This window comes from Gordonia sp. IEGM753 (assembly GCF_050321825.1).
Lineage (GTDB): Bacteria > Pseudomonadota > Gammaproteobacteria > Pseudomonadales > Pseudomonadaceae > Aquipseudomonas.
This window is the reverse complement of sequence record NZ_JBNQGB010000001.1, coordinates 972,033-998,440: the sequence shown is the minus strand read 5'-3', so window position 1 is coordinate 998,440 and position 26,408 is coordinate 972,033. Positions and strand designations below refer to the sequence as shown.

The following is a 26,408-nucleotide window of genomic DNA, read 5'->3' as shown; positions in this document are numbered from 1 at the left end:
AACTCAAACTTCGACCCTTGTAGAATGCGGGGTCCAGAGGTGCCGCAAAACAAAAGTAATGTAACGAAAATGAGCTACAGGCCCCGATTTCTGGGGCTTTAAATATCGGTCTTGAAAACCGTCGACTGTAACAGGTCCATGAGTTCGAATCCCATCGCCTCCGCCATATTTGTACCGCCAAAGCCCTGATTATTCAGGGCTTTGTCGTTTCTGGGGTTTGAGAAATCAGTTCCATGCCGCGGTGGTCGTTTGCGCGTGCTTTTGCCTGTTTTTTTCGCCACCAAGCCCTCACCAGCATCGGGCTTGGGTGATTTACCGGAGTTCAAGCGGGGAAGTTACTGTCGCAAATAGGCAAACATGTGTTGTACATAGTCGGCTTTGCCGAGAGGCACACCGTTATGACGCAGGATGTTGTAGGCCGTGACCAGGTGAAAGTAGAACTGGGGAGTGGCCCAGTTCACAGCGTATTCATTGCCGGTCATATCGAACGCCATGCCATTGGGTAATTCAATGGCGATTACGCGCTCTGCCCCCTCCTCTATCAGAGCGCGATCTGCCGAATCAAGAATTGCCAATGTTCGTTCGATCAGCGCCTTCGCGGCTGCCAAATTTTCGGGGGGAGTGAGCGATTGCAGCGGCTGTTGTGTCAGTCGCTGAACAGCCTCCTGCGCTTGGGTGCAGGCGTACTGAATTTGCTTGGCCAGATCATTCATATCCGGTGCCAGCCGAGACCCAAGCAGAATTTGCGGATCGTAACCGCGCTCTAACGCTGCGGCCTCGCCCTTGGATAAAAGAGACGATAACGCTCGTAGCATTTGCGCGAAGCAGGGGATGGTAACTGAGTAAACCGACATGTTTTTTCCCTACATAGCCATTCAATTTAAAATGGATCTTGGCAGAATGCCGCACTTTTTCCGGTAACGCCGCGCCCACCTGCCCCGAGCAAACGAGGATTTCGAGCGTTCAGCCAGGTCGTGAAATACCGTGATGACGCAGTTTTCGATAAAGCGTATTGCGGCTAATCCCCAAGCGGGCAGCAACATGGGCAATATGCCAGTGCTCCGCCTCAATCAACGTGAGCAGCGTCTGCCGCTCCGACACACCCAGGGGATTTTCAGCGAGAGCGACTGGCGCCTGCACGGGCGCAAGCAACTCGGCCAAGTCATCCAGGGTGACACGCTCCTCCAGCGCCAACGCCACCAATGTACGCAGGCACGTACGCAACTGCCGGACATTGCCCGGCCATGGTTGCGCCAGCAAGCGCTCTCTGACACCCGCCTCTAGCCGAATCCTGGCACCTGCTGTCTCCTCGCGGAGCAGCATGTCGAGCAAACTGCCTTTGTCGGTACGGTCACGCAGCGGTGGCAGTTGCACGGTGAACCCGGCAATGCGATAGAAAAGATCTTCGCGAAAGCGCCCTTCGGCGACACCGTCCTGTAAATTCTGGTGGCTGGCACTGATCAGGCGTACATCAAGCGCAATGGGCGTCGCGGCGCCTAACGGCACCACCTGCCGTTCCTCCAGCACGCGCAGCAGGCGAGTTTGTAATGGCAGTGGCATGTCGGCGATTTCATCAAGGAATAAAATACCCCCGTTGGCCTGTTCCAACTTGCCAATCATCCCGTCCTTGCGTGCACCGGTGAAACTACCGCCGCGATAGCCGAACAGCTCGCTTTCGATCAGCGTTTCTGGAATAGCCGCACAATTGATCGCCACAAAAGGCTTGCTTGCCCGTGAGCTGGCGCGATGCAGTGCCGCTGCAAAAGCTTCTTTGCCGGTACCGGTTTCGCCTTGTAAAAATACCGGAACATCACGCTCCAGAACCCGCAACCCGCGAACAAAGCCGCGCTGTAAGCGAGGGTCTTCCAGGCACACACGCAGGTCGTTGATTGTGGGGATTGCAGGCGTGGCTAAAGGCGCGTGGCGTTGGGGTTCTCGCAACTGTCCATAGAACAAACGCCCGTCGACCAGGCGCATTGGCCAACACACACTCGGATGCGCGCTGGCCTGACTCACCACCTGTTCGATAGGCGTTTGCAGAAGCCTCGTCAGCGATTGCCCCACCACTTGGTCGCGACTGAGGCCCAGCAGATCCAGCGCTACATGATTGACTGAACGAATGCAGGCATTCTCGTCGAAACTGAGCAGGCCTTCACCCAGCAGCCCAACGAAGCCTGCCTCAGGGTGAAAACGCAGCAAGTATTGCTGCGGATCATGGCCCAGGAAAAAACAGCTCTCGATCAACTTGGCCGACAGATTGGTCAACGCCATCGCCTGGAAGTGTTGCTGAAGGCTGTGTTCCTCCCGCACAGACGATAGGTTGAGCACGGCAAGTAACTCTCCGGCGGCATCAAATATCGGGCTGGCGGAACAGGTCAAGCCAACGTGTTTACCACTGAAATGCTCATCGCGACGGATGGTGACGTGCTGGCGCTCGACCAGGCAGGTGCCGACCCCATTAGTGCCCTCGCAATCCTCACTCCAGACCGAGCCAAGCCACAGCCCTGAGCGCTGGAACTCGGCTCGCTCCGAATCGTTGAATACGCTGTCGATTGCCACACCGCGAGCATCGGTGAGCAGCACTACGTGCCCGTCACGCCCGAGTTGTTGATGCAAACTGTTCATCTGCCAGCGAGCCACGGCCATGATGTGTTCCAGTGGCGCGCGGTGGTCTTGCAAACGGGGATGCTCAACCACATTAGGTGCGCGGCGGCTGGCGGGATCGAGCTGATGCTGATCCAGGCAACGGCGCCAGGACCGTGTGATGGCCAGGTCAGCAACAGGACCTTGGCTTGCAGGACTGCCCTGCACTGCTTGTAGCACTTGTTGTGCGTGGGCGTTGATCAAGGCCGGCTTCATTGTTCTTGTTCTCCGCTACGGTCAGGACACGGGATTGTTCGCAGCTTATATGAAAAGAAGGCGTCGAGCGCTTTTTGCACCGAGTGACACTCTGTCATCCGTCATTCCCGGAAACGTGACATAGCGCCGGGGCAAAACCTGATAAAAATGGCTGCAGCCGTTCTGCAACGGGGCTTTGACGAAGATGGCCCGAGCCTTGCTCAAGGGTAAGTTGTTACAAAAACAACAAGATCGGGAGAAGCCCCATGAACATCGCTATCGAAACACCTCTGCACACGCCCACTGCCCAGCTCGCAGCGTGGGTCGACAACCTCGGTGAGCGTCTCGCCCAACGTGATCTGGACGGCGCACTCGAACTGTTCGCCGAAGAGTGCTACTGGCGTGACCTGCTGCTTTTCAGCTGGAATCTGATCACCCTTGAAGGCAAGCCCGCCATCCGCGACATGCTGGAAACACGCCTCGACCAAACGGGCCCTGAGCAGTGGAAAGTTGAAGGTGAGGCGACGCTGAACGACGGGGTACTCGAAGGCTGGATCAGCGTGGAAACCGCCACGGCCCGAGGTAAAGGCTACGTGCGACTCAAGGAAGGCCTGTGCTGGACACTGCTGACGACCCTGCGCGAACTCAAAGGTTTTGAAGAACCCAGTGGCCGCCGTCGTCCGATGGGTGCCAATCATGGCCACGCTTACGCCGATAAACGCAACTGGCTGGAGCGCCGACGCGATGAAGAAGCGTCCCTGGGTGTCACGACCCAACCCTACTGCCTGATCGTAGGCGGGGGCCAGGGTGGGCTGGGACTTGCCGCGCGGCTTAAACGAATGGGCGTGCCAACGCTGATCGTCGACAAGGCCGAGCGTCCTGGCGATCAGTGGCGCGGCCGCTATAAGTCGCTGTGTCTGCACGACCCGGTCTGGTATGACCATATGCCTTACCTGCCCTTCCCCGATCACTGGCCGGTTTTCACCCCTAAAGACCAGATTGGCGACTGGCTGGAAATGTACACCAAAGTCATGGAGCTCAATTACTGGCCGCGTACAGAATGCGTGAGCGCCAACTTCGACGAACACAGTGGAACATGGCGCGTTGAAGTGCAGCGTGATGGCGAGCGCCTCACCTTACAGCCGACCCAGTTGATCCTCGCTACGGGCATGTCTGGTGTACCTAACGTCCCCACTTATCCGGGTGCCGAGACTTTCAACGGCCAGCAACATCATTCCAGTCGCCATCCCGGCGGCGACGCATGGCGTGGCAAACGCGCGGTGGTCATCGGCGCTAACAATTCGGCCCACGATATCTGCGCCGATCTGGTGGAGAACGGCGCCGAGGTGACCATGGTGCAACGCTCAAGCACCCACATCGTGCGCTCCGACAGCTTGATGGATCTCGTCTTCGGCGGGCTCTACTCAGAGGACGCCCTGGAAACGGGGTTGACCACCGACAAGGCCGACATGCTGTTCGCCTCGATACCCTACAAGGTGATGCCTGGTTTTCATCAGCCAGTCTTTGACATGATCAAGGAGCGTGACAAGGTCTTCTACGAGCGCTTGTCCAATGCCGGCTTCATGCTCGACTTTGGTGATGACGACTCGGGGCTTTTCATGAAGTACGTGCGTCGTGGGTCTGGTTACTACATCGACGTCGGTGCCTCGGAACTGATCGCCAACGGCACGATCAAGCTCAAGAGTGCGCCGGGGCTTGGTGTTGAACGCATCGAAGCCGATGCCGTGGTACTCAATGATGGCAGCCGACTACCGGCAGACTTGATCGTCTACGCCACGGGCTATGGCTCGATGAATGGCTGGGCGGCGAAGCTGATTTCCCAGGAAGTGGCAGACAAGGTTGGCCGTTGCTGGGGCCTGGGCTCTGGAACCACGAATGATCCTGGCCCGTACGAGGGCGAACTGCGCAACATGTGGAAGCCAACACAGCAGGAAAACCTGTGGTTCCACGGCGGCAACCTGCACCAATCACGGCATTATTCGCTGTACTTGGCGCTGCAGTTAAAGGCGCGCTTCGAAGGCCTCGACACCTCCGTATACGCCCTTGCGGCAAGTCACCACACTGGCTGAAAGCCAAGGTCGCCCAGCCATGGCTGGGCGACCCTCCTCGCCGAGATACCTATTCGTTTCAAGGGCGATGTAGTGCAAAGCTTTACAACCTATTGATCATCGGCCGCATGCGCCTTGATACCGTTGCAATGACTTCAACTTATTGACCCTGATTCCAGATCAACGCCTGCGCCACGACAACGAACTCGCCGTTGAAGGTGGCGGCAGGCGACCCATACAACTGGTAGCCCAGTGCAAGCGCTTCGGACACTCGATGGCAGAAGGAAGCGTCATCTTTGCCGGTGAGGATCCGATAAACCGGCAAGCCGTCGGGAGGAGAATTCTGCATGGGTGCACCTGTTTGATTCGGCCTGGAAAAACCACCTGAATATCAGGCAAAACCCGTCGGAGCAACAGCGGCCTTCCACGACTGCCTTCACAGGGTAATAAACGGCTGCGGATAGAACAGCGTGTTGAGCACCAAAAGAATCATCCAGAAGCCGATTTCCAGGGTTTCGGTGATGGGCTGGATACGTTTCACCGCGCCGTAAACATGAACCGCAAGCATCAACGCGAACACCAAATACAGAATATCGAACGCGTAACTGTAACTGGTGCCTGTGGTTGCAGAGCGCAATGCTGCAGCTTCAACCACCAGGATAAACGCTCCCAGGCAGCGGCCAAAGTAAATGGCCAGGTGTTGATGCTCTGGAATCGTCCAGCGCATCGCTCGGGCCCACGCAATCGGCGCGATAAAGATCGGCAGTGCGAAAAACAGTGTCGTGAGAATCATGAGCGTGGTGATGTACTGATGACTGTATTGAGCGTAGTAACCGAGCATCCTGACGTCCTTATCTTCGAGAAATGCCGCTGAAGGCGGACACTCAGAATCACAGGCGCGCATAGCGGCGTCCAATGTAAACAGGTCGTTTAAGACCAAAGAGAATGGACAGGGACCAAGAGGATTAATACGCAAGATGCGCTTGTGCAGACTTCACGGGAAATAAAAATGAACTGGCACTGAGCCATTAATGTCGTAGTGGCATCACCCAGGAGATCAGGATGATCCGCCCTCGACATTTTGAAATCAGATACTGCCTCAGCGACAAGAAGCAGGTCTTCGTACAACCGGATTCGCACATGACCGATGCCGATGCGTGGTATTACGCCTGCCTGCACGCAAATATTGAGCTTTTATATGCGTTCATTCATGAGCAAAGCTTCGATGCCTTTCGCGAGCGCGCGCAGGAACTGGGCGTGACGAAGGTTCGATGGGAGGAGTTGCCCTGAAAAAAGCCCAATGCCGTGCCCGCGTACCGTTCAGTAAAAAAATACACTTCTACGTGGCGAGGGGGTTCATCCCCGATCGGCTGCGAAGTAGCCGTAAAAATAGAGGATCAGGCTCGTTTTTATGAGCGCTAAGGGCCGCTTCGCGACCCAACGGGGATGAATCCCCTCGCCACAACCAATGGACATCGCCTTTAACATTACGATGCGGTAACCGGGGGTTTTAGCAAACGCGGCGCTCAAGATTCTGGGTGTTCACTCGACACGGAGTTATTGGCCTCCACATCGGACATGTCTTCATCAATCGCCGCGTCGTCATCCGCCTGCAGCGGCGTCTGTTTTTTATCCCGCCCCGAATCAAAGCCAGTCTCATTATCCGTGCCACCCGATACGCCCTTCTGCGACATATTGCCGGGTGCGTTCTCATTGATGTTCATGCCGACTCTCCATTTCTGCTGCACGGAATATCCGTGCATTAAGTTCAGAGGTAGCGTTCAACAACGAGTGCCGCGTTTTGGACGAACGGCGCGATAACGATCCTGCAACCGCGACGTCACGTTTTGGGTGCAGCTCTAAGCTGAACGACCTGCGGCGCTTCGCTGACAGTCGATGTCACCATTGTCGCGATAATCGACTTGAGCGCCAGTTGCCCGACCGGCACACCTTGTTCATTAGTCACCACCAACTCATCAAGGCTGGCCTCAACCAATTGTTTAACCGCCGACTCCAGTGAGGTCCCAAGCGGCACGCTCAACGTTGCACCGGCCTTCACCCGAACAAACGGGCGCATGATCGCTTCCACGTTGATCACCCTTCCCCGGTTCACTTCCTTGACGAAGTTGGCGATGTAATCGTCAGCCGGGCTCATGACGATTTCTTGTCGAGTGCCCTGTTGCACCACTTCTCCATCGCGCAGGATGGCCACGCGATCACCGATACGCAGGGCTTCATCGAGATCGTGGGTAATGAACACAATGGTTTTTTTGATTTCTTTTTGCAGGTCCAGCAGCACCGATTGCATGTCCATACGGATCAGCGGATCAAGTGCCGAGAAGGCTTCGTCCATCAACAAGATTGGCGCATCACTGGCCAATGCCCGGGCCAGGCCGACGCGCTGTTGCATGCCGCCCGACAGCTGATTCGGATAGTGGTTTTCATAGCCTTTCAACCCGACTCGATCCAGCCAGCCCATCGCAATATCGACTTGCTTGTTGCGGGGCAAGCCCTGGATTTCCAGGCCATACACCGCGTTATCGAGGACAGTGCGGTTTGGCAGCAGCGCGAATTTCTGAAAGACCATGGAAATCTGATGCCGGCGAAATTCCCGTAAATCACCGGGGCTCATTTTCAGTACGTCGACGCCACCGACAATGACCTCGCCGGCCGTGGGGTCGATCAAACGATTGATATGCCGGATCAAGGTCGACTTGCCAGACCCGGAAAGCCCCATGATCACCTGGATACCGCCCGACGGCATGCTGATGTTGATGTCTTTCAACCCCAGCACGTGGCTGTGATTACTCAACAGTTCGGCCTTGCTCATGCCCTTTTTGACCCGTTCGATGCTGGCGTGCGCCTGGTAACCGAAGATCTTGTAGAGGTGCCTGATTTCGATGCCAAAATCATTGGTCATATTAGTGGCCATGAACCCTCTCCAAATGCTTTTGCAACCTTCTGCCGTAGGCCTGGCTGACCCGATCGAAAATCACCGCGATGCCGACAATGGCCAGGCCATTGAACATGCCAAGGGTGAAGTACTGGTTGGAAATGGCCTTGAGCACCGGTTGTCCCAGACCTTGAACACCGATCATCGAGGCGATGACCACCATGGCCAGCGCCATCATGATGGTCTGGTTGATGCCGGCCATGATCGACGGCAATGCGAGCGGTAGCTGAACGTTTTTCAGCTTCTGCCAACTGGACGAGCCAAAGGCGTCGGCGGCTTCCAGCATTTCGGCATCGACGTGACGGATTCCCAGATTGGTCAGGCGGATCATCGGCGGCAAGGCGTAGACAACCACCGCAATCAACCCGGCAACCTTGCCGATACCGAGCAGCATCACCACCGGAATCAAGTACACAAAACTGGGCAGCGTCTGCATTACGTCCAGCACCGGGCTGACAAGGTTTTGCAGGCGGTTGGAGCGGGCCATGGCAATGCCGGTCGGCAACCCGATGACGATTGAAATCACGGTACAAACGAAAATCATCGACAGGGTTTTCATGGTATCGGACCACATGTCGAGGTAACCGATTGCCATCAGCGTGAACACGCAACCCAGGACGATGCGCCAGCTGCGACTGGCGAGCCAGGCGATCAGGGCGACAATCAGAATGATGATCGGCCACGGCGTGGTGGTCATGAACCGCTCTGATTGATTCAGGAAATACTGCAGCGGTTGGAAAAACGCTTCGAAGCTATCGCCGTAGGTACTGGTGAAGTGACGAAAGGCACCATCAATGGACTTTTTCAGAGCCCGAAGGTTTTCGTCCTCCATGTGTGGAAAGCTGAATAGCCACTCCATAACATTCCCCTTTTGTAGAAGACCGTAGAACGCTGGCAGGTCATATCAATACTTGGGTGTTTTTATTGTTGTCTGCGCGAGGGTCAATGCAGCCTTTGGCGAAGCACTGCATTGGCCCGGCGAACTAAAGCGCAGCCTTGATCCTGCTGTTGGCTTCAGGGGTGACCCACTGACTCCATAAGGCTTCGTTGTTTTTCAGGAAGTACTTGGCGCCCTCTTCACCCGTTGCCTGGTTATCGGTCATCCAGGCAATCAGTTTGTTCACCGTCTCGTTGGACCAGGCGCGTTTGTTCAGGTACGCCATGACGGTGGGTGAACGAGCGGCAAAGGACTTGGTCGTCAGGGTATAAACCCGGTCGATCGGCCAGCCATTGGGTTTTGGATCAGGACAATCGGCCACCGTGTTGCAGCGTTTCCATTCCGCCGCATCGACAGGCAAGCCATTGTCCAGTTTCACCATGGGGTACTTGCCCAACAAGGCTGTCGGCTCCCAATAGAAACCCAACCAGGGCGCCTTGCGCTCGTAAGCCTTGGCGATGGAGCCGTCCAGCGCCGCTGCCGAGCCGGTATCCACCAGCACGAAACCTGCTTTCTCGAAGTTGTAGGCTTTGTAGAACTGGCTGGTGACCACCGTGCCGCCCCAACCTTGCGGGCCGTTGTAGATCGCACCTTTGTTCTTGTCATCCGGGGCCGGGAACAGCTCGGGATGCTTCTTCACATCCTCAAAACTCTTGATGTCCGGGTGAGCGTCAGCGATGTACTTGGGAATCCACCAGCCTTGAGAACCGCCGTCGGAGAGCGAGCTTGCGGCTTGAACCAGGTTACCGCTTTGAAGGCCCTTTTTCGCGACCTCGGGCACCAGGTCAATCCAGCCTTCCGGGGCAATATCGGGGCGGCCCTTTTCGGCCATGGAGGTGATGGTTGGCACCGTATCGCCCGACACCAGATCCGCATTACAACCGTAGCCTGCATTAAGGATCAGCTTATCGACGTTGGCCATCACCTCGGCCGATTGCCAGTTCATGTTGGCGATCGTGACGTCGCCACACTCGGCCGCCGACACCCAACCACTGAATGCGACGATTCCGAGCGCCAGTCCCGTGTTCGAGAAAGACTTTATATTCATAAACGCACCCTCGATTGCGGCAAGAGTTAAGAAGGGTCAACTACCGCGTCATTGGACCTTCTTTCGTGTCAGCAGAATGGGCAAATGAACGCATGGAACACGCGGCCGACACCGCCGAATCCATACCTGTTTTTATTGTTTTGTCGAAGCCGTCGGTGATCATCTGTTCCAGCCCCGCCGCTGTCACACCGCGATAGCTGACAAGTGCCAGCAAGAGGTCGTCGACACTGTGTCCAGTGCCGATCAACTGGCTGGCATCCTTGACCACCGCATCTACCGCGCGATGCGCAATGGCGGGCGGCAAGCCACTGTTCAAGGCATGTTCGAGCAAGCTGCGCGCCAACAATGCCGGGTACGCCGGCCCTGTTCCCGAGAGTGCTGTCAGGTAGTTCAAATGGCTTTCGCTGAAGACTTGATCGGCACCGCCAAACGTTTCGAACAAGCGCTGCGCAAAAGCCTTTTGCTCGGTGGTGACCTGCGGCGATGCCAGCCAGGGCGTATAGGACTTGCCAATTTCTGCTGCGGCGTTGGCCATGGCGCGAATCACCTGCCGGCTGCCGGTGCGCTCAATCAAACTCTCCAGCGACACACCGGCCATCAATGAAATGACCAGTTTGTTTGGCGCAGCAATCTGCACCTCGGAAAATTGCTCAGGACGCACCGAGACGATGATCACTTCACAGCGGTCGACCAACGCCTGGTTGTCGCCGGTGACGCTGACCTGCGACCACTGACCGTTTGCTAATGGATTGCTTGCGCAACGGTTCGAAAGCACCAATGCACCCGGGCCAATGAACGCCTTGTCGAGCATGGCCTGGGCTATCGAGCGGCCAAGCCATCCCGATCCACCGATAATGCCTACCGTGGGTTTCTCGAACATGTGAACCTGCCTTTTTCAGTCTGCTGTGACCGATGAGCCGTCATCCATCACGTAGCCATGGCGGGAGTAAAAGCGTTTCAACTCACGCTCCAGAGGTTCCTGGCCAGTGAATATCTTCACGTACTCGGGAATTCGCCGCATTCGTTCCCCGACATCCTCTCGGGTGTTGGTACTGATGTAGCCAATCTGCGTCAGGTAAATCGTCCGCGCCCGTACATCGGCGGCGTCAAACGCGTAATCGAAGCGCACGAACATGCGGATCAATGCTTCGCGCCGGGCAATGTCCGCGACCCGTATATGCTCCGCCACCTCGGCGGACTGCAAGGCCCAACTGCGCATGGCAAATTCGAACTGTGAATCGAACAGCTCCGGGTTCAACCAGCAATCGAACACGTTGAGCATCGCCTCGGCAATGCTCTCGGCATAGCACTCGGTCTGGGTGATCAGGTTGCCGCTGTTCTTCACCCGCCAACGCTCGATCAACGCCGCAAGCAGCTCTTCGCGGTCCTTGAAAAACCAGTAAAAACTGGTTCTCGACAGGCCGAGTTTTTTTGCCAGTGGCATCACCCGAACAGTGTCGACGCCACATTCGGTGAGGCTTTCATAGGCCGCGTCGAGCCACCCTTCCAGTGACCCTCTCCAGCCTGTTTCTACTGTTTTGGTGAGTTCGTTCATGGCTCGATCCTAGACGCTCATTAAACACTGCGCAAGCAAAATGTACACCTGTGTCTAGTGTGTTGACACAGGTGTACATTTCACCCTAACGTAATTTCAACCCGTGGTCTGATGCCCTGTTCCGGAGAGTCTTGACGATGTTGAACGATCCGCTCCTCCAGCCCTATCAGTTGAAGCACCTGACGCTGCGCAACCGCATCATGACCACTGCTCACGAACCGGCTTATCCCGTGGACGGCATGCCCAAGGAGTTGTACCGCGCCTATCACGTAGAGCGCGCCAAGGCTGGCGTGGCCCTGACCATGACGGCCGGGTCGGCGGCAGTTTCCCGAGACAGCCCACCGGTATTCAACAACATCCTGGCGTACAAGGATGAGGTGGTCGGCTGGATGAAAGACCTGACCGACGCCTGCCATGAACATGGCGCTGCGGTGATGATCCAGCTCACCCACCTGGGGCGCCGCACACGCTGGGACAAGGGTGACTGGCTGCCCGTGGTGTCACCGTCGTTCGAGCGTGAGGCCTCTCACCGCTCCTTCCCGAAGAAAATGGAAGACTGGGACGTGGAACGCATCATCAAGGACTACGCCGACGCCGCCGAGCGCATGAAAGCTGCAGGCCTGGACGGCATCGAGTTGCAGGCGTACGGGCACCTGATGGACCAGTTCTGGTCGCCGCTGACCAACGACCTCGACGCGCCTTACGGCGGGTCCATCGACAACCGGCTGCGGTTTACCTTTGAGGTGCTCAAGGCGATCCGCCAGCGTGTAGGCCATGAATTCATCGTCGGTGTGCGGTATACCGGCGACGAACAAATACCCGGCGGGCTGACACCGGCCGACGGGCTGGACATTTCCCGGCGCTTGAAAGACAGCGGCATGGTCGATTTTCTCAACGTTATCCGTGGCCATATCGACACCGATGCCGGGCTGACCGATGTGATCCCGATCCAGGGCATGCGCAATTCACCGCACCTGGATTTCGCCGGGGAAATTCGCGCCGCCACCGATTTCCCGACGTTCCACGCCGCAAAGATTCCGGACGTCGCCACTGCCCGTCACGCGATTGCCTCGGGCAAGGTCGACATGGTCGGCATGACCCGCGCGCACATGACCGATCCGCATATCGTGCGCAAGATCATCGAGGGTCGCGAAGAAGACATTCGGCCCTGCGTCGGCGCCAACTATTGCCTGGACCGCATCTATCAGGGCGGTGCCGCGTACTGCATTCACAACCCGGCGACCGGGCGTGAAACCAGCATGCCGCATGACATTCCGAAGGCTGCGAACCGACGCAAAATCGTGATTGTGGGTGCCGGTGTCGCCGGGCTGGAAGCAGCGCGAGTCGCCGCCGAACGCGGTCATGAAGTGGTGGTATTCGAGGCGGCTGATCAGGCGGGCGGCCAGGTCCGACTGACCGCGCAATCTGAGCGGCGACGCGAGATGATCAGCATCGTCGACTGGCGCATGGCGCAGTGCATGGCGCGCGGCGTGACCTTTCACTTCAATACCTGGGCCGAGTCGAGCACCGTGCATGACGAAAGCCCGGACGTGGTCATCATCGCCACCGGGGGCCTGCCGCACACTGACATTCTCACCACTGGCAATGAGTTGGTGGTGTCGGCCTGGGACATCATTGCAGGCGATGTGAAACTCGGGCGTAATGTTTTGCTGTTCGATGACGCGGGTGATCATGCGGGGCTGCAGGCCGCAGAACTGATCGCCAAAAGTGGCGCAAAAATTGAAATCATGACCCCGGACCGCACCTTTGCCCCCGAAGTCATGGCAATGAATCTGGTGCCCTACATGCGCTCGCTGCAAGCGTTGGACACCACGTTCACCGTGACTTTCCGCTTGCTTGGCGTAGAGCGTGAAGGCAACGAGTTGCTGGCCACCATCGACAGCGACTACGGTAGTGCACGCAAGGTCAGACGCGTCGATCAAGTGGTGATCAACCATGGCACACGTCCGCTCGATGAGTTGTATTTCGAGCTCAAACCCACCTCCAGCAATGGCGGCGTGGTTGAACAGCAGGACCTGATCGTCGGCAACCCGCAACACGTCATCACTCATCCACACGGTAAATTCCAGCTGTTCCGGATCGGCGATGCCGTGGCGGCGCGTAACACTCACGCGGCGATCTACGATGCCCTGAGACTGGTCAAGGACTTGTAAAAAAACCTTTTGCGCAGGTGGCAAACGCATGCAGAAAAATAAGCGTCCGGCCTCAGTGAAGGCCGGCATCCAGGGGCCGGTAAGCGGCTCGCAATATCATCCCTCCTCGTCCGTCGACTGGTTGCCGACCGAGGATGAAGGGTTCTGGATCAAACCGCTGTTCGAGGACCGCGAGCGCGGCGAAAGAACCTTGCTGATGAAAGTTGACGCCGGTGCGCACGTCGGCAGCCATACCCATGCAGGGGAACTGGAGCAAGTGTTCGTGCTGCAAGGGTCTTTCCATGATCAGCACCGAACGTTGAACGTCGGCGACTACTGCTGCCGCGCGCCCGACGCGGTGCACGGTGCGGGCTCGGTCAGCGGGGCCATTCTGATGGTGGTCTACACGCGCCGTTGAAAGGCCGGAATGGCGTGAGTATCCTTGATGACAACTGCGCGTTCCGGGTTGGCAGCGCGCATCACAAGGAGTTGCACATGGACGTAATTTGCACATCGATCGAAGGTGTTCGCCTGCGCATCGATCACATAGACCGCGATATGGTGGCGCTGCTCGCGCAACGCGGCAATCTCGTCACCCAAGCAGCCGCCTTCAAGAAAACCACAGACGATGTTCGCGCGCCGGCCCGCGTCGAACAGGTCATCGCCAAGGTGCGCAGCATTGCCAACGATTGCGGTGCCTCTGCGAATGTCGTCGAGCAGGTTTACAGGGCCATGATCGCCGCGTTTATCGAAGAAGAATTGAAAACTCACTCAACCCTGGCTGAAAGGTCCTAGGCATTGGCGAATGAGCGGCAACCTTTATTTTTGGCTGAGCGCTGCAATCGACACGCCCGATGCGACGAACGTCAGGCCGGCTCCCACGTTCAGCCCATTCACCAACCGTGGCCGCTGGCCAGCGCTATTACTTGTTTTTGCTTTTGTAGGTCGGGCGATATTCGGTGTAGTAAATCGTGTCGTCCGGAATGTCTTTATTGACGAACGCTTGAGCACCAATTGTCACGTTATTGCCTATGTTGATCTCGCCGACGATACAGACGTTGGCCCCGATCTCGACGTTGTCGCCGATACGCAAATGGCCGTTTTTATAATCCTTCGAGCCAATCGTCGTGTTTTGTCGTAGCCGAAGGTTTCTGCCAATGATTGCGCGGTGGGTAATCACAATCCCGATGCGATGGGAAAAACAGATTCCGGGGCCGATTTGCGCGGACAACCCTACGTCAATGTTGTGCTCTCGAATCAACTTGCGATTGATCCGCTTCGCCCACTTTTTGTAGTTCCAGAAGCCACGAGGTTTGTGATGCAGGTACTGGGCAATCCTGAACCAGAAGACGTAATGATACCGCTCCTTTGCCAGAACCCTGTTTAACAGCGTGCTCATCTTGACGCTGCCATCTTCCTTGGTGGCAATCTCCTCCTTCAGGTAAGCGCACAGTTCCTTGAAATCCCGCATTAATGGTTTCCGCAGCCTATCGATAATGATGTGAATCGCCGGCAGATTATGTCAGGACTCAAACAGTGTCGATACACGAATTAAACACGCAAAGGCCGCGAGAACAACGGTACGTTTAACGCTCCGACATCACCACCATCACCTCAGCCTCTGCGCCATCATCGCCTAACGCCAGGTAGATATGCCCAATGCTGCTGTTGAAATAAGCGGTCTCGCGGCAGCCAATGCTGATGGACTCGCCTGTTTCAAACTGGATACGCACGCGGCCCGACAACACCAACGCAAACTCCTGGCCGGGGTGGCGGATGTAGTCGTCAAACTGAGTCAATTCGCGGGCAAAGATACGGGCGTACATGGGCGTCATGCTGCGCCCCGGAAAGTCACCGGCCATGGGGTGATAGTCATAGTTGCCGGTGCTGTAACCGGCGGCGGTATCGATGGCGGTGCTGACCACGGTCGGCTGGGTGGAATCCAACGCCATCGTTGCCGGGCGAAACAATTGGGCAATGTCGACACTCAGGGCGCGTGCCGCCGCCGCAAGTTTTTCGTAGCTCACCGACACTTGCGCCAACTCCATCTTCGACAACGTCGACAGCGCCACTCCCGAGCGTTCAGAGAGTTGCTTGAGGGTAAGTTTCTGAGCCTTGCGAATCGCCCGCAGGCGCGCACCCACCTGGTCTCGGTCAATCAGCGGATGGGCTTGGGCACTTGAAGCAGATGGTGACGGGCTGGAACTCATGCGGTCTCTCTGTCAGGCAAAAAATGGCGGACGGTGGCGGCACCCGACCCGACGCTGACCGAATATTACCTCACGCAATGGGTTGACCGAAAAATTCTCATATCTTACATTTCTCTTATGTGAGAATTTAGTAATCCAGCGAAGAAGCCCTGCTTCCTTCCCATCGTCTAATGGAGGTACTTGAACATGCACCACAGTGAAGTGTTCGATTTCGTGATCATCGGTGGCGGTATTGCGGGGGCATCGCTGGCCTATCGCTTGGCGGAACATGCCAGCGTATTAGTGCTCGAACGCGAATCACAACCGGGTTATCACTCCACCGGACGCTCTGCCGCGATGTTCATGGAAGCCTATGGCACGCCACAGATTCAAGCGCTGACCCGTGCCAGCCGCGCGTTCTACGAACAACCTCCCGAAGAGTTCACTGAACATGCGCTGCTGGAACCGCGTGGTTGCCTGTACGTCGCCGACGCACAGCAGCAGCATTTGCTGAAAAACACGTTCGACGCCAACCGCGCGCATTCGGCAAATGTGTCCCTGATTGATATCGAACAAGCCCGGGTATTAGTGCCCTGCTTGCGCCCGGAGGTCATCACCGGGGCCATGCTGGAGACCGACGCCCGCGACCTCGATGTGCACGCGCTGCACCAAGGATTTTTGCGGGCCATGCGTCGTGCGGGCGGCGTACTGCACTGTGACGCCGAACTCACTAGCGCCACTCGCGTCAACGGTCAGTGGAACCTGGTACTCAGCGATGGGCGCCTATTGCACGCGCGCAAATTGGTGAATGCCGCGGGCGCCTGGGCTGATCACGTGGCGCAAGTCTGTGGCGCAGCGCCCATCGGCCTGCAGCCTTGCCGGCGCACGGCCTTCACCTTCGAAGGCCCGAACGACGTGGATTTCTCCCGCTGGCCTGCGGTGATCGGCATTGACGAAAGTTTCTACTTCAAGCCCGACGCCGGCCAGCTACTGGGCTCCCCGGCCAATGCCGACCCCGTTGCTGCGCAGGATGTAATGCCGGAGGAGCTGGACATTGCCACCGGGATTTATCACATCGAAGCCGCTACTTCACTGACCATTCGCCGCCCTCGACACAGCTGGGCCGGGCTGCGCTCGTTCGTTGCCGACGGCGACCTGGTGGTCGGCTGGGACGACAAGTGCGAAGGGTTTTTCTGGCTCGCGGCCCAGGGCGGTTATGGCATCCAGTCCGCTGCGGGCGTTTCGCAATTGGCCTGCACCCAATTACTCGATCAACCGTTGCCGGAAGAACTGCGTTGCCAAGGGGTTGATCCCCGACGCCTGCTTCCAGCCCGTTTGCGCTAAACATCCAACCCCCAAGAGGTTTCCTTGCCATGTCTGAAGCTCTAAAGCGTTACCCAAGCCACCTGCCTTACCCGTTCTCCAAAGCGATTCGTGTCGGCGGTTTTCTGTTTCTTTCGGGACAGGTGCCGATGACCGCTGAAGGTGAAGTGGTGCGCGGTGATATCCGAGTGCAAACCGAAGCGGCCATGGCCCGCATCGGCGAAACCCTGGCCCAGTGCGGCGTCGGTTTTGATCACGTTGTGAAGGCCACGGTCTGGCTGTCGGACATGCAGCATTTCGCCGGTTTCAATGAAGTGTATGCGCGCCATTTTCCAAACGGTTATCCGGTGCGCTCGACGGTGAGCGCCAAATTGGCGCTGGACGTCGACGTCGAAATCGAAGTTCAGGCGTGGGTCGGCGAAAACAGCTGATTGCACCCTGCCAACCGCCACTGCGATGCCCTGGGAGGGCGATGGACAACGCCCTTCCCAACCACCCATAACAAAAACAGTTCGAGGGAAATCGTCATGAAAGAAAGTCTGAAGATAGCCGGTGCATTTGTTGGCGTGATCGTCGGCGCGGGGTTTGCGTCCGGCCGAGAGCTGTTGCAGATGTTCGTCGATTTCGGCGTCTGGGGATTGCTCGGGGCAGCGGTCAGCGCCGCCCTCTTCACCTTCCTCGGGATGGCGTTGGCAGGCATGGGCAGTCGCTTGCGCGCCAACTCGCATAAAGATGTGGTGTATGCGCTGTGCGGTCGGCACCTGGGAATTTTCGTCGACCTGATGATCACGTTCTTCATGTTCGCCGTGACCGTGGTCATGTTGGCGGGTGGCGGCGCATTGCTGGAGCAGCAGTTCGGCATACCCTCCATGCTTGGCAGCGTTCTGGTGACGGTTATTGTCGTCGCCATCGTGTGCCTGGACGTACACAAGGTCATCGGCCTCATCGGCGCGGCTACGCCTTTTTTGATCCTGGCTGCTGTGGCCGTGGCGCTCTATGGCGCCGCCACACGTGATCAGAGCTTTGCCGAGCTCAATCAACTGGCCAGCCAGCAACAGGCCGGCGCCAGCCATTGGTTGTTGGGGGCCTTGTTGTACGTGTCGTACAACATTGTCGCCGGGGTGCCGATCCTGGCCATCATGGGCGGTGCGGCCAAATCGGAAAAACAAGCAATCTGGGGCGGGATCATCGGCGGAGCCTTGCTTGGGCTGCTGATGCTCGCCATGAGCCTTGGATTGTTGTCGCGTCTGGACAGCGTTGCAGATCTACCGATGCCGATGTTGTTCATTGCCAACGAGATCTCGCCGGCACTCGGCCTGCTGATGGCGGTGATCATCTTCTGCATGATCCTCAACACCGCAGTCGGCACGCTCTACTCGTTCTCGGCACGCCTGCTGCCAGCCGGCACACGCGCATTCCGCATCGGTTCTGCGGCCGCCGGCGCGCTGGCTTTCGTCGGCAGCCTGATCGGCTTCATCAGTCTGGTGGGACAGGTCTACCCGCTGTTTGGCTACCTGGGCTTCCTGCTGATTGCAGCGGTACTGATTGGCTGGCTGCGCCTGGGGCGGCTGGCTGCAGCGTAACCCTTTGCGAGGTTTTGGGCGTGCTACTTGGGAGTCATCGCAAGTCTCACGCCCAATCCGATGAAGGTGATACCGATCACCCGGTCGATCCACTTCCTGATGTGTGGCCGGCCACCAACCGCGCGTGCAGCCCTCGCGGCTAACCAGGCAACAGCCACGTCATTGATCAGCCCCAGCACAACGAACACCACGCCAAGCACCAGAAACGCAGCAGCACGGTCGGCGCTGTCAGGCGTGACGAACTGAGGAAAAAAGGCGACGTAAAACAACAACACCTTGGGGTTGGAGGCGTTGGTTAAAAAGCCACGAAACAGCAGTGTCCGATTGTTCAGTTCAAGCGCCACGGGACGCAGGTCATCCGCAGTCGCTTTAGCGAGCAGCGTGCGCACACCCAGATAAACCAGGTAAATAGCCCCCAGGTACTTGATAGCGATAAAGGCTGAAGGTGATGCGGCCAGCAGGGCCGTGAGCCCAACCGCACAAAAAATCGTGTGCAAGCATCCGCCCAACGCCACACCCAGCGCCGAAAGAATGCCTGCGCGCCGTCCATGCACCATGCTTTGGCCTGCAACGTACGCCACGTCCGGTCCCGGCGTTGCGTTGAGGGCAATCACGGCTAACACGAACAATGGGAACTGGACGATACCCAACATGAAAACATCCTTCCTCAGAGAGGACTGGCCAGCGTGATTTCTATTCTTTCCTTGCCTTTGCCAATGTTCTTGCGCTTGAGTTTTATCTCACCGATTTCAGCCGTGGTGCGAGGGTGCGTGCCGCCACAGGCCATTTGCGCGAAGCCATCCACCTTCCAAAATCGGCGCTGGTTTGGCTCATCTTCAAACGCTGTGACAATGGGGCTTGCCGCATCGACAAGCGCTGCGGCCTCTCGCTGCAATTCAGGGAAAAATTCGGCGATGCTGCCGTCCCGTGCGAAGTCGATACGCGATTTGTCTTCTGCTATGTGGGCGCCGATTCGCTCGATGCCCGGGCAATATCGATAGACATACTGCAAGATCATTTCAGCCGCAAAATGCAAACGCATCAGCCGGTATCGACGACTCCAATCGATGCGTACCTCCACCACATCACCGACGCAAAGATCATGCGTATCGGGGAGCGTGTAGACGATATCAAGTCCTTGCTTGCTCGCCTCCAGAACGGCGTACGCACCAATGGTGCCGGTGTCACTTTCCTGACCGCCGGAGAAGGCGAAGAAAATGGTGTGTTCAAGCCGCACCTGCTGGCCACTGACGCCGCTGACACGGGTCGTCAGCTGAGTTTGATAGGGATCATCCCAAAATACCTTTTGAGTCATGACGGTCTCTCTCAGGGCGCAATGCTTGCCAAACAGGCGAGGGATGCGCGACACGGCTTGAAAATGTACGGCTCAGGCCACGAAATGTCACGTTCGGAACGCTTGATACAACAGCGCTATTGCGAAAGCCAATAGAAGCAGCGCCGACGCATAATCAACGCATCGCAACCAACGGGCGGGCAATTTTTTCGACATCAGCGAACAGGCTCCTGCCAGCGTAGCCCACCATAGCGAAGAGCCCAGAAAAACCCCCACCACTACATCCCCGCCGCCGTGCCTGACTGACCGACACCCAGGCCTGCAAAAAGAGTGACGAAACCCAGCATCGTCATCGGGTTGGACAGGGTCAGCAGGCAAGTTGTCGAGTACATTCCCCACACGCTACGCGCAGTGGATGGCGCGGCGGTGGCTTGATCATTTGTTTTCCAGGTTTTCCAGGCCAACCAGGCAAAAAAGATAGCGCCTGCCACGCGTAAATAACGTGGTTCCGGAATGAATGCGATGACGCCGACCAGTCCGAATAAAGCCGCCACGGCATAGGCGGCATCGGCTGTAGCAGCCCCCATCCCGGTGATGAACCCGGCCTTGAATCCCCTGCGTAAGGTGTTCTGGATGCTTAACAAGCCTATCGGTCCGACGGGTGCTGCAATGGCCAAACCGAGCAATATTCCTTTGAGTAACATGGTGGCGCTCTCTTTTGTGGATACGCTATTTTGGATAGCTTGACCACAACGGCTCCATGCCGATTCGACGCTTCGCAGGCCTCGCAACTTAACGATTGATCTTTTTAAGGCACCGATCACCCATGACCGACAAACCTCTGGATCGCCTCGACAGGCGCCTGCTGGCAGAGCTTCAGGTAGATGCTCGTTTGAGCTTTGCCGAGTTGGGTCGTCGTGTCGGCTTATCAACGCCCGCCGCGGCCGAAAGAGTGCGCAAGCTCGAAGAGCGAGGCGTGCTGCGCGGTTATCGAGCCGAACTCGACAGCCACTCCATTGGCTATCCCGTGAGCGCATTCATCAGGCTGTATGTCGCGGCGCAAGACTACGCCAAGGTGCTGTCGGTGATAGAGGGAATGCCCGAGGTGCGCGAGGCACATCACGTCACGGGCGACGCTTCATTCGTGCTCAAGGTGGTAGCGCCGTCATTGGTGACACTGGAAACCCTGATCGCCTCCTTCGATGCCTACGGCAGAACCGAAACGTCAGTGGTGCTGTCGACGCGCCTGGCCAGTCGTGGTTTACCGGTAAACGCATAGCCACAAAACCCCTGACGAGCCGGTACTTCGGCTCGCCACGGGGTTGAGTTTGTTCAGGCCATCAGCCTAACTGCCGGCGCGCCGCCAGTTCTACACCGCGGATTTCTGCCAGGCCCTTGAGACGACCGATCAGCGAATAGCCCGGGTTACTTTTACGGTGCTGATCATCCAGCAGTTGATGCCCGTGGTCCGGTCGCAGCGGCAGTCGAGGGCCACCTTCGCGTTCACGCCTGCGTTCCTCTGCCACCAGGGCACCGATGACCCCGACCATGTCGACATCGCCGTCCAGGTGATGCGCTTCGTGGAAACTGCGTGGATCTGCTTCGCGGCGGGTCGAGCGCAGGTGTGTGAAGTAGATGAACGGCGCAAAGTGCTTGGCCATCGCCACCAGGTCATTGTCTTCGCGCACACCGTAGGAACCGGTGCAGAAGGTCAGGCCATTGGCCGGACTTGGCGCTGCATCGAGCAGCCATTGGGCGTCTTCGGCAGTGGACAGAATGCGCGGCAAGCCAAGCAACGCGCGAGGAGGATCATCGGGGTGAATCGCCATGCGTACACCGACCTCTTCGGCGACCGGAATCAGTGCCCGCAAGAAGTAGCCCAGGTGTTCGCGCAGCCTCGCCTCGTCGATGTCGGCATAGGTACGCAGCAAGGCCCGAAAATCTTCCAGGCTGTAATGCTCTTCGGCGCCAGGAAGACCTGCGATCAAGGTGTTGACCAAGGCTTCGCTCTGGGTTGGCGACAGTTGCTCGAAGTAGGTTTTGGCCTGTTGGATATCCTCGGCACTATATTCCACCTGTGCACCCGGGCGCTGCAGGATGAACAGGTCGAACGCCGCAAACGCCGTTTGATCAAAGCGCAGCGCCCAACCGCCATCCGCCAGTTCCCACGCCAGGTCGGTACGGGTCCAGTCCAATACCGGCATGAAGTTGTAGCAGACAATATCGATACCGCAGGTCGCCAGGTTGCGCACGCTTTGCTGGTAGTTGGCGATGTACTCGTCACGCCGGCCGCAACCACGCTTGATGTCTTCGTGCACCGGAATGCTTTCCACCACCGACCAGGTCAAACCGGCCGCTTCGATCATCTGTTTGCGCGCAGCGATCGTCTCCACCGGCCAGACCTCGCCATTGGGGATTTCATGCAACGCGGTGACAATGCCCGTCGCTCCGGTTTGGCGGACGTCCGCCAGGGAGATCGGGTCTTTAGGGCCAAACCAACGCCATGTCTGTTCCATGTGCTTCTCCTGGGTTGTCAGTTGTGTACTGCAAAGGTGTGTAAGAGGCGGCCCATGCCATCGCGGACCAGCGCGCTGTAGGCGTGTTGCACAGCGTCGCGAAAAACCGCGCGATCAGCCAACTCGGCCGGGAATACTTCTGCCAGGTCAATAAAGGCATTCACCAACGCAGCGCCCTCGAAACGCCCTGCGAGGTCGTTGAACGTTGCTCTCAGGGGATCGTCAATCACCGGCGCAACGCTGCCATGCAATGGCTGCGTGCAGTAGTGAATCCAGGCGGCAATCCCCAGTGCGGTGCAAGCGATGCTGCGTCCCTCGTCGAGCAGTTGCTGCGCACCGAGCAACCAGCGCTGCGGAAGTTTCTGCGTGCCATCCATGGCAATCTGGCTGAGCCGGTGTTGCAAGCTGTCGTTGGCAAAACGTGACCGCAGGTCGGCGGCATACACCGCAAGATCGATGCCGGCAGGCATGTTCAGGGTAGGCGCGGCTTCCTGAGCCATGTAACGCGCGATGAAAGGCGACAGGTCCTTATCGCTGATCGCATCGAACACCGTGGTGTGGCCCGCCAGTAACCCGACGTAAGCCAGCAATGAATGGCTGCCATTGAGCATGCGCAGTTTCATCGTTTCAAATGGACGCACATCGTCCACCATCTGCACGCCCTCCACTTCCCAGTCTGGGCGACCGAGTGGAAAGTGATCCTCGATCACCCACTGGCTGAAGCTTTCACACACCACTGCCGCACGGTCGTGGCAGTCCAGTTGCTGCGCCAGCCGAGTGAAGGACTGCTCATCCATGGCAGGGACAATCCGGTCAACCATGCAATTGGGAAATGCCACGTGTTCGTCGATCCACCGTGCCAGCGCTTCGTCTTGCAACGCCGCCAACGCACTCACCGCTTGGTGCGTGCGCCGGCCGTTGTCCGGCATGTTATCGCAGCACAACACGGTGAACGCCGGAATGCCTGCGACACGTCTGCGGCGCAGGGCTTCCAGCACAATCCCGGGGGCTGAACGCGGTGCCTGCGGATGAGCAATGTCGTGCGCAATCAAAGGGTCTTCGACTCGCAATTGCCCAGTGGCAGGGCTAAGGCAATAACCTTTTTCGGTGATCGTCATCGTAACGATCCGCGTGCCTGGCGCTGACATGCGCTGCAACAAAAGCTGCAAATCATGCCCACCTTCACCCACGAACAAGGCCTGGCGTAACACCGAAATTTCACGCAACGTCACCTGCTCGCGGTCGCGGTATTCGGCCACGTGATAACGGCCGTCCTGCTCACGTAGTTGATCGACCACTGCCCGATTCGAGCGGAGATTGGCACTGCACAAGCCCCACTCACTTTCGCCATGACGATTCAGGTGACGTTGCAGGTAAATCGCCTGATGGGCGCGATGAAACGCCCCAAGCCCCAGGTGTACGATTCCGATTTCAGGCGCGGTACCGGTGCTGGGAATATGTTTCACAACAGGCATCGACAAGCTCCTTCTGTTCAGGACTGGCTGAAGGCCGAAGCGGTTTGCGGGATGTTGTCACCCGAGTCACCGGTATCTGCCGGCGACAGCGGTTTTACATAGCGCGCCACACATATCGCACCGATGACGGTCAACAGCCCTGCCAGCAGGAAGGCACTGGTGAACGAGCCGGTGAACTGCACCAGGAAACCGGTCAGGGTCGGACCGATGATGCCCGAGGTATTGGCCAAAAAGTGCATGAAACCGCTGACGCCACCGACCCGAGCGGCAGGTACGGTGTCCTGGATGATCGCCCAGTATATGGCGCCGGTGAGGTACAGGAAGAACACCGCCAAGGCGACCAGGATGACTGCCGGGTACAGGGTTTTGACGATTCCGGCAAAGGCGATGCAAGCGGCGCAAGCCAGCAGGCAGGTCACCAATACCACCTTGCGCGAGAACATCATTCGCCCGGTTTTCTTGAACACGAAGTCGGAAATGAACCCACCCAACGCCAGCCCCAGGAAACCCAGCAGCCAGGGAATAACCGTGGCGATACTCATGTCCTTGACGTTAAGACCGTGGGCCATGGTCAGGTAGCTGGGGAACCAGGTCAGGAAAAAGAACAGCGTGTAGTTATAGGAAAAGAACGCCAGCGAAGTGAACAACACCGTTGGTTGCTTGAGGTAGTAACGCAGCGGGTGCACCGGCAGAGAGGCAATTTCGCTTGTCCCTTCGGCTGCCTTGATTTCATCGGCGACTTTGCCCTCAGGCTTGTCCTTGACGAATTTGTACCACACTGCCGCCCAGATCAGGCCCATCAACATAATGATGATGAACGACACCTTCCAGCCGTAGCTGATGGCAATAAACCCCACCACCGGCCCGGAAATCGCGCCGCCCAAGGGTGTGCCGGACATCGACGTACCCAATGCTCTCGCCCTTTGTTTTGGCGTGTACCAGTTATTCACCATCTTGCTGGTGGTGACGCTCAACGGCCCTTCACCCATGCCGAACAGAATGCGGATAAACACCAGCGAAGCGAAACCTATCGTGAGCACCGTCAGGCCACTGAACAGCGACCACAGCACCATCGCCAGCAACAGCGTGGTTTTAGCGCCATAACGGTCGGCAGCCCAGCCACCGACGAAGTTGAACACTGCGTAACCGACGAAAAAACTACTGAAGATCATGCCCATCTCACCCGTCGTCAGACCGTAGTCTTTCTGGATGAAAGGCGCCGCGACGGACAATGCCGAGCGATCCAGGTAATTGATGACGCCTGCCAGGAACAGCATGATGATGACTAACGTACGACCTTGACCAAACATTGGAACCTCCCGTTTCTTTTGTTTATTCGGTGAGGGTGCCTTGGTGGGCACGTGTATCTACGCAGCGCTATTGGTGAGCGCCACTCAGTTCCACCAGGACCTTGCGCGTCTGTTCCGGGTGGTTCTCGATCATCTCGATGGCGGCGGGCATGTCGTCGAACTGAACGCGATGGCTGATCATTTCGCGCACCTGCAACTTGCCGCTGGCAATCAGTTCGATCACCCGCGGGAACTTGCGATTGTTCAGGCGCGAGCCGACCAGGGTCAGTTCTTTTTTGATCATTTCCAGCTGCACCAGATCACTCGGCACCGCGTTGAAACCCAGTAATCCGATGCGCCCGGCAGGTGACGCAATGCGCACCATTTGCGGCATCAGCGCCGGAATGCAGGCTGCATCGACGATCAATGGCACGCCTTCGCCGTGGGTCAACTCACGCAGCGTCGCCTCGACGTCGACATTTGTGCCGTTGAGGGTGCGGCTGGCGCCCAGCGCCTTGGCAGTCTCCAGGCGGGCATCGATGACGTCGGTCACGGTGATGTCGGTCAGCCCCAGCGCACGGGCCATTTGCACCAACGTCAGGCCGATCACCCCAGCACCGTAAATCAGCAGGCTGTCGCCCGGATGGGGCTGCATGCGGTCAAGCACGTTGAGGGCAATCGAGTAGGGTTCTACCAGCGCCGCATGGCTCAGCGACAGCGAGTCTGGCAGGCGATGCGCATTGGCGGCAGGTACGCAGACTTGCTCACTGAAACCGCCATCACGATGCACGCCGATCACTTGTAACCGGGTGCAGACGTTGGGCCGGTTGATCCGGCACGGGTAGCAGGTGCCGCAACTGATAACCGGGTCGATGCACACACGGTCGCCGGCCTTGAGGTGTTCGACGCCCTCGCCTACTTCGCGTATCACCCCGGAAAACTCATGCCCGGTCACCCGGGGGAAACGCACAAAGGCGTTTTGCCCGTGAATGATGTGCATGTCAGAACCGCAGATACCGGCGAATGCCACGTCTACCTTGACTTCGCCCCGCGCCACTTGGGGCACTTCGACTTGGGCCAGGCCAAACTCAAAAGGTGCTCTTACCTGAAAAGCTTTCATCGGGTAACTCCTGTAAGGGCGTGCAGCCCAAGTTTTTTTGTAGTTATTAATCAGTCCTGCTCAAAC

29 protein-coding genes are annotated in these 26,408 nt (G+C 57.7%); 9 read left to right on the top strand and 20 right to left on the bottom strand.

The genetic code is table 11. The annotated features are described in order from the left end of the window. Positions 1 to 98: 98 nt before the first annotated feature. From ACQR3R_RS04605 to ACQR3R_RS04595, 3 genes are all read right to left on the bottom strand, one after another. Entirely contained in the window at positions 99 to 326 is a 228-nt protein-coding gene (locus ACQR3R_RS04605) for a hypothetical protein (RefSeq protein ID WP_428270831.1), read from the bottom strand. Positions 327 to 335: 9 nt separating this feature from the next. After that, complete coding sequence (locus ACQR3R_RS04600) at positions 336 to 854, bottom strand: DUF1993 family protein (RefSeq protein WP_428270830.1); 519 nt, start codon at positions 852 to 854, stop codon at positions 336 to 338. A 109-nt stretch (positions 855 to 963) separates the two neighbouring features. Further along, complete coding sequence (locus tag ACQR3R_RS04595) at positions 964 to 2,859, bottom strand: sigma 54-interacting transcriptional regulator (RefSeq protein WP_428270829.1); 1,896 nt, start codon at positions 2,857 to 2,859, stop codon at positions 964 to 966. A gap of 245 nt (positions 2,860 to 3,104) precedes the next feature. Between ACQR3R_RS04595 and ACQR3R_RS04590 the strand changes: the two genes are divergently transcribed. Next, positions 3,105 to 4,928 (top strand): NAD(P)-binding domain-containing protein, encoded by a 1,824-nt coding sequence (locus ACQR3R_RS04590; protein ID WP_428270828.1) that lies wholly within the window; start codon positions 3,105 to 3,107, stop codon positions 4,926 to 4,928. Positions 4,929 to 5,067: 139 nt separating this feature from the next. Here the strand turns inward: ACQR3R_RS04590 and ACQR3R_RS04585 are convergent, their stop codons facing one another. Together ACQR3R_RS04585 and ACQR3R_RS04580 are read right to left on the bottom strand one after the other, a co-directional pair. Beyond that, positions 5,068 to 5,256 carry a DUF1737 domain-containing protein gene (locus ACQR3R_RS04585; RefSeq protein ID WP_428270827.1) on the bottom strand — a complete coding sequence of 63 codons (189 nt, stop codon included), beginning with the start codon at positions 5,254 to 5,256 and terminating at the stop codon, positions 5,068 to 5,070. A gap of 87 nt (positions 5,257 to 5,343) precedes the next feature. Further along, positions 5,344 to 5,748 (bottom strand): hypothetical protein, encoded by a 405-nt coding sequence (locus ACQR3R_RS04580; RefSeq protein ID WP_428270826.1) that lies wholly within the window; start codon positions 5,746 to 5,748, stop codon positions 5,344 to 5,346. 221 nt (positions 5,749 to 5,969) lie between these two features. Here ACQR3R_RS04580 and ACQR3R_RS04575 point away from each other — a divergent pair, with 221 nt between their 5' ends. Next, a complete protein-coding gene (locus ACQR3R_RS04575) occupies positions 5,970 to 6,197 on the top strand; it encodes a DUF6555 family protein (RefSeq protein WP_428270825.1) in 228 nt (75 codons plus the stop codon). 236 nt (positions 6,198 to 6,433) lie between these two features. On the opposite strand, the gene ACQR3R_RS04570 is transcribed toward ACQR3R_RS04575, so the two are convergent. The 6 genes from ACQR3R_RS04570 to ACQR3R_RS04545 form a co-directional block, all read right to left on the bottom strand. Next, a complete protein-coding gene (locus ACQR3R_RS04570; protein WP_428270824.1) occupies positions 6,434 to 6,631 on the bottom strand; it encodes a hypothetical protein in 198 nt (65 codons plus the stop codon). Positions 6,632 to 6,747: 116 nt separating this feature from the next. Next, positions 6,748 to 7,839 carry a betaine/proline/choline family ABC transporter ATP-binding protein gene (locus ACQR3R_RS04565; protein ID WP_428270823.1) on the bottom strand — a complete coding sequence of 364 codons (1,092 nt, stop codon included), beginning with the start codon at positions 7,837 to 7,839 and terminating at the stop codon, positions 6,748 to 6,750. Further along, entirely contained in the window at positions 7,829 to 8,719 is an 891-nt protein-coding gene (locus tag ACQR3R_RS04560) for an ABC transporter permease subunit (protein ID WP_428270822.1), read from the bottom strand. Before ACQR3R_RS04560 ends, ACQR3R_RS04565 begins: the two co-directional genes overlap by 11 nt. Positions 8,720 to 8,843: 124 nt before the next feature. Beyond that, positions 8,844 to 9,845, bottom strand: a complete 1,002-nt coding sequence (locus ACQR3R_RS04555) for a glycine betaine ABC transporter substrate-binding protein (RefSeq protein WP_428270821.1) — start codon at positions 9,843 to 9,845, stop codon at positions 8,844 to 8,846. Between the two features lie 40 nt (positions 9,846 to 9,885). Next, the gene (locus ACQR3R_RS04550) at positions 9,886 to 10,725 is read right to left on the bottom strand and encodes a pyrroline-5-carboxylate reductase dimerization domain-containing protein (protein ID WP_428270820.1); all 840 of its coding nucleotides are present in this window, start codon (positions 10,723 to 10,725) and stop codon (positions 9,886 to 9,888) included. A gap of 15 nt (positions 10,726 to 10,740) precedes the next feature. Next, positions 10,741 to 11,400 (bottom strand): TetR family transcriptional regulator, encoded by a 660-nt coding sequence (locus ACQR3R_RS04545; protein ID WP_428270819.1) that lies wholly within the window; start codon positions 11,398 to 11,400, stop codon positions 10,741 to 10,743. A 137-nt stretch (positions 11,401 to 11,537) separates the two neighbouring features. Between ACQR3R_RS04545 and ACQR3R_RS04540 the strand changes: the two genes are divergently transcribed. The 3 genes from ACQR3R_RS04540 (at position 11,538) to ACQR3R_RS04530 (ending at position 14,348) form a co-directional block, all read left to right on the top strand. Further along, positions 11,538 to 13,574: an oxidoreductase gene (locus tag ACQR3R_RS04540; RefSeq protein ID WP_428270818.1), complete on the top strand. Its 2,037-nt coding sequence runs from the start codon at positions 11,538 to 11,540 to the stop codon at positions 13,572 to 13,574. A 28-nt stretch (positions 13,575 to 13,602) separates the two neighbouring features. Continuing rightward, positions 13,603 to 13,971 (top strand): cupin domain-containing protein, encoded by a 369-nt coding sequence (locus ACQR3R_RS04535; RefSeq protein ID WP_428270817.1) that lies wholly within the window; start codon positions 13,603 to 13,605, stop codon positions 13,969 to 13,971. A 77-nt stretch (positions 13,972 to 14,048) separates the two neighbouring features. Further along, positions 14,049 to 14,348 carry a chorismate mutase gene (locus tag ACQR3R_RS04530; RefSeq protein WP_428270816.1) on the top strand — a complete coding sequence of 100 codons (300 nt, stop codon included), beginning with the start codon at positions 14,049 to 14,051 and terminating at the stop codon, positions 14,346 to 14,348. A gap of 127 nt (positions 14,349 to 14,475) precedes the next feature. On the opposite strand, the gene ACQR3R_RS04525 is transcribed toward ACQR3R_RS04530, so the two are convergent. Then, positions 14,476 to 15,024 (bottom strand): serine acetyltransferase, encoded by a 549-nt coding sequence (locus tag ACQR3R_RS04525; protein WP_428270815.1) that lies wholly within the window; start codon positions 15,022 to 15,024, stop codon positions 14,476 to 14,478. A gap of 115 nt (positions 15,025 to 15,139) precedes the next feature. Continuing rightward, positions 15,140 to 15,763, bottom strand: a complete 624-nt coding sequence (locus ACQR3R_RS04520) for a helix-turn-helix domain-containing protein (RefSeq protein WP_428270814.1) — start codon at positions 15,761 to 15,763, stop codon at positions 15,140 to 15,142. A 186-nt stretch (positions 15,764 to 15,949) separates the two neighbouring features. Here ACQR3R_RS04520 and ACQR3R_RS04515 point away from each other — a divergent pair, with 186 nt between their 5' ends. The 3 genes from ACQR3R_RS04515 (at position 15,950) to ACQR3R_RS04505 (ending at position 18,648) form a co-directional block, all read left to right on the top strand. Then, entirely contained in the window at positions 15,950 to 17,086 is a 1,137-nt protein-coding gene (locus ACQR3R_RS04515; protein ID WP_428270813.1) for an FAD-dependent oxidoreductase, read from the top strand. Positions 17,087 to 17,115: 29 nt separating this feature from the next. Continuing rightward, entirely contained in the window at positions 17,116 to 17,496 is a 381-nt protein-coding gene (locus tag ACQR3R_RS04510; RefSeq protein WP_428270812.1) for a Rid family hydrolase, read from the top strand. A 96-nt stretch (positions 17,497 to 17,592) separates the two neighbouring features. Then, positions 17,593 to 18,648 carry a YkvI family membrane protein gene (locus tag ACQR3R_RS04505; RefSeq protein WP_428270811.1) on the top strand — a complete coding sequence of 352 codons (1,056 nt, stop codon included), beginning with the start codon at positions 17,593 to 17,595 and terminating at the stop codon, positions 18,646 to 18,648. Between the two features lie 23 nt (positions 18,649 to 18,671). Here the strand turns inward: ACQR3R_RS04505 and ACQR3R_RS04500 are convergent, their stop codons facing one another. The 3 genes from ACQR3R_RS04500 to ACQR3R_RS04490 all read right to left on the bottom strand — a co-directional run bounded on the left by ACQR3R_RS04500 (position 18,672) and on the right by ACQR3R_RS04490 (position 20,646). Next, a complete protein-coding gene (locus ACQR3R_RS04500) occupies positions 18,672 to 19,301 on the bottom strand; it encodes a LysE family transporter (RefSeq protein ID WP_428270810.1) in 630 nt (209 codons plus the stop codon). Positions 19,302 to 19,315: 14 nt separating this feature from the next. Beyond that, positions 19,316 to 19,963, bottom strand: coding sequence for a hypothetical protein (locus ACQR3R_RS04495; protein WP_428270809.1), 648 nt, complete (start codon positions 19,961 to 19,963; stop codon positions 19,316 to 19,318). Between the two features lie 257 nt (positions 19,964 to 20,220). Then, positions 20,221 to 20,646 (bottom strand): LysE family transporter, encoded by a 426-nt coding sequence (locus ACQR3R_RS04490; protein ID WP_428270808.1) that lies wholly within the window; start codon positions 20,644 to 20,646, stop codon positions 20,221 to 20,223. Positions 20,647 to 20,768: 122 nt separating this feature from the next. Here ACQR3R_RS04490 and ACQR3R_RS04485 point away from each other — a divergent pair, with 122 nt between their 5' ends. Beyond that, complete coding sequence (locus tag ACQR3R_RS04485) at positions 20,769 to 21,221, top strand: AsnC family transcriptional regulator (protein ID WP_428270807.1); 453 nt, start codon at positions 20,769 to 20,771, stop codon at positions 21,219 to 21,221. Between the two features lie 61 nt (positions 21,222 to 21,282). On the opposite strand, the gene uxuA is transcribed toward ACQR3R_RS04485, so the two are convergent. The 4 genes from uxuA to ACQR3R_RS04465 all read right to left on the bottom strand — a co-directional run bounded on the left by uxuA (position 21,283) and on the right by ACQR3R_RS04465 (position 26,342). Next, positions 21,283 to 22,458: a mannonate dehydratase gene (uxuA, locus tag ACQR3R_RS04480; RefSeq protein WP_428270806.1), complete on the bottom strand. Its 1,176-nt coding sequence runs from the start codon at positions 22,456 to 22,458 to the stop codon at positions 21,283 to 21,285. Between the two features lie 17 nt (positions 22,459 to 22,475). Beyond that, positions 22,476 to 23,933 carry a mannitol dehydrogenase family protein gene (locus ACQR3R_RS04475; RefSeq protein ID WP_428270805.1) on the bottom strand — a complete coding sequence of 486 codons (1,458 nt, stop codon included), beginning with the start codon at positions 23,931 to 23,933 and terminating at the stop codon, positions 22,476 to 22,478. Positions 23,934 to 23,950: 17 nt separating this feature from the next. Then, the gene (locus ACQR3R_RS04470) at positions 23,951 to 25,243 is read right to left on the bottom strand and encodes an MFS transporter (protein ID WP_428270804.1); all 1,293 of its coding nucleotides are present in this window, start codon (positions 25,241 to 25,243) and stop codon (positions 23,951 to 23,953) included. 67 nt (positions 25,244 to 25,310) lie between these two features. After that, a complete protein-coding gene (locus tag ACQR3R_RS04465; RefSeq protein ID WP_428270803.1) occupies positions 25,311 to 26,342 on the bottom strand; it encodes a Zn-dependent oxidoreductase in 1,032 nt (343 codons plus the stop codon). Positions 26,343 to 26,408 lie beyond the last annotated feature (66 nt).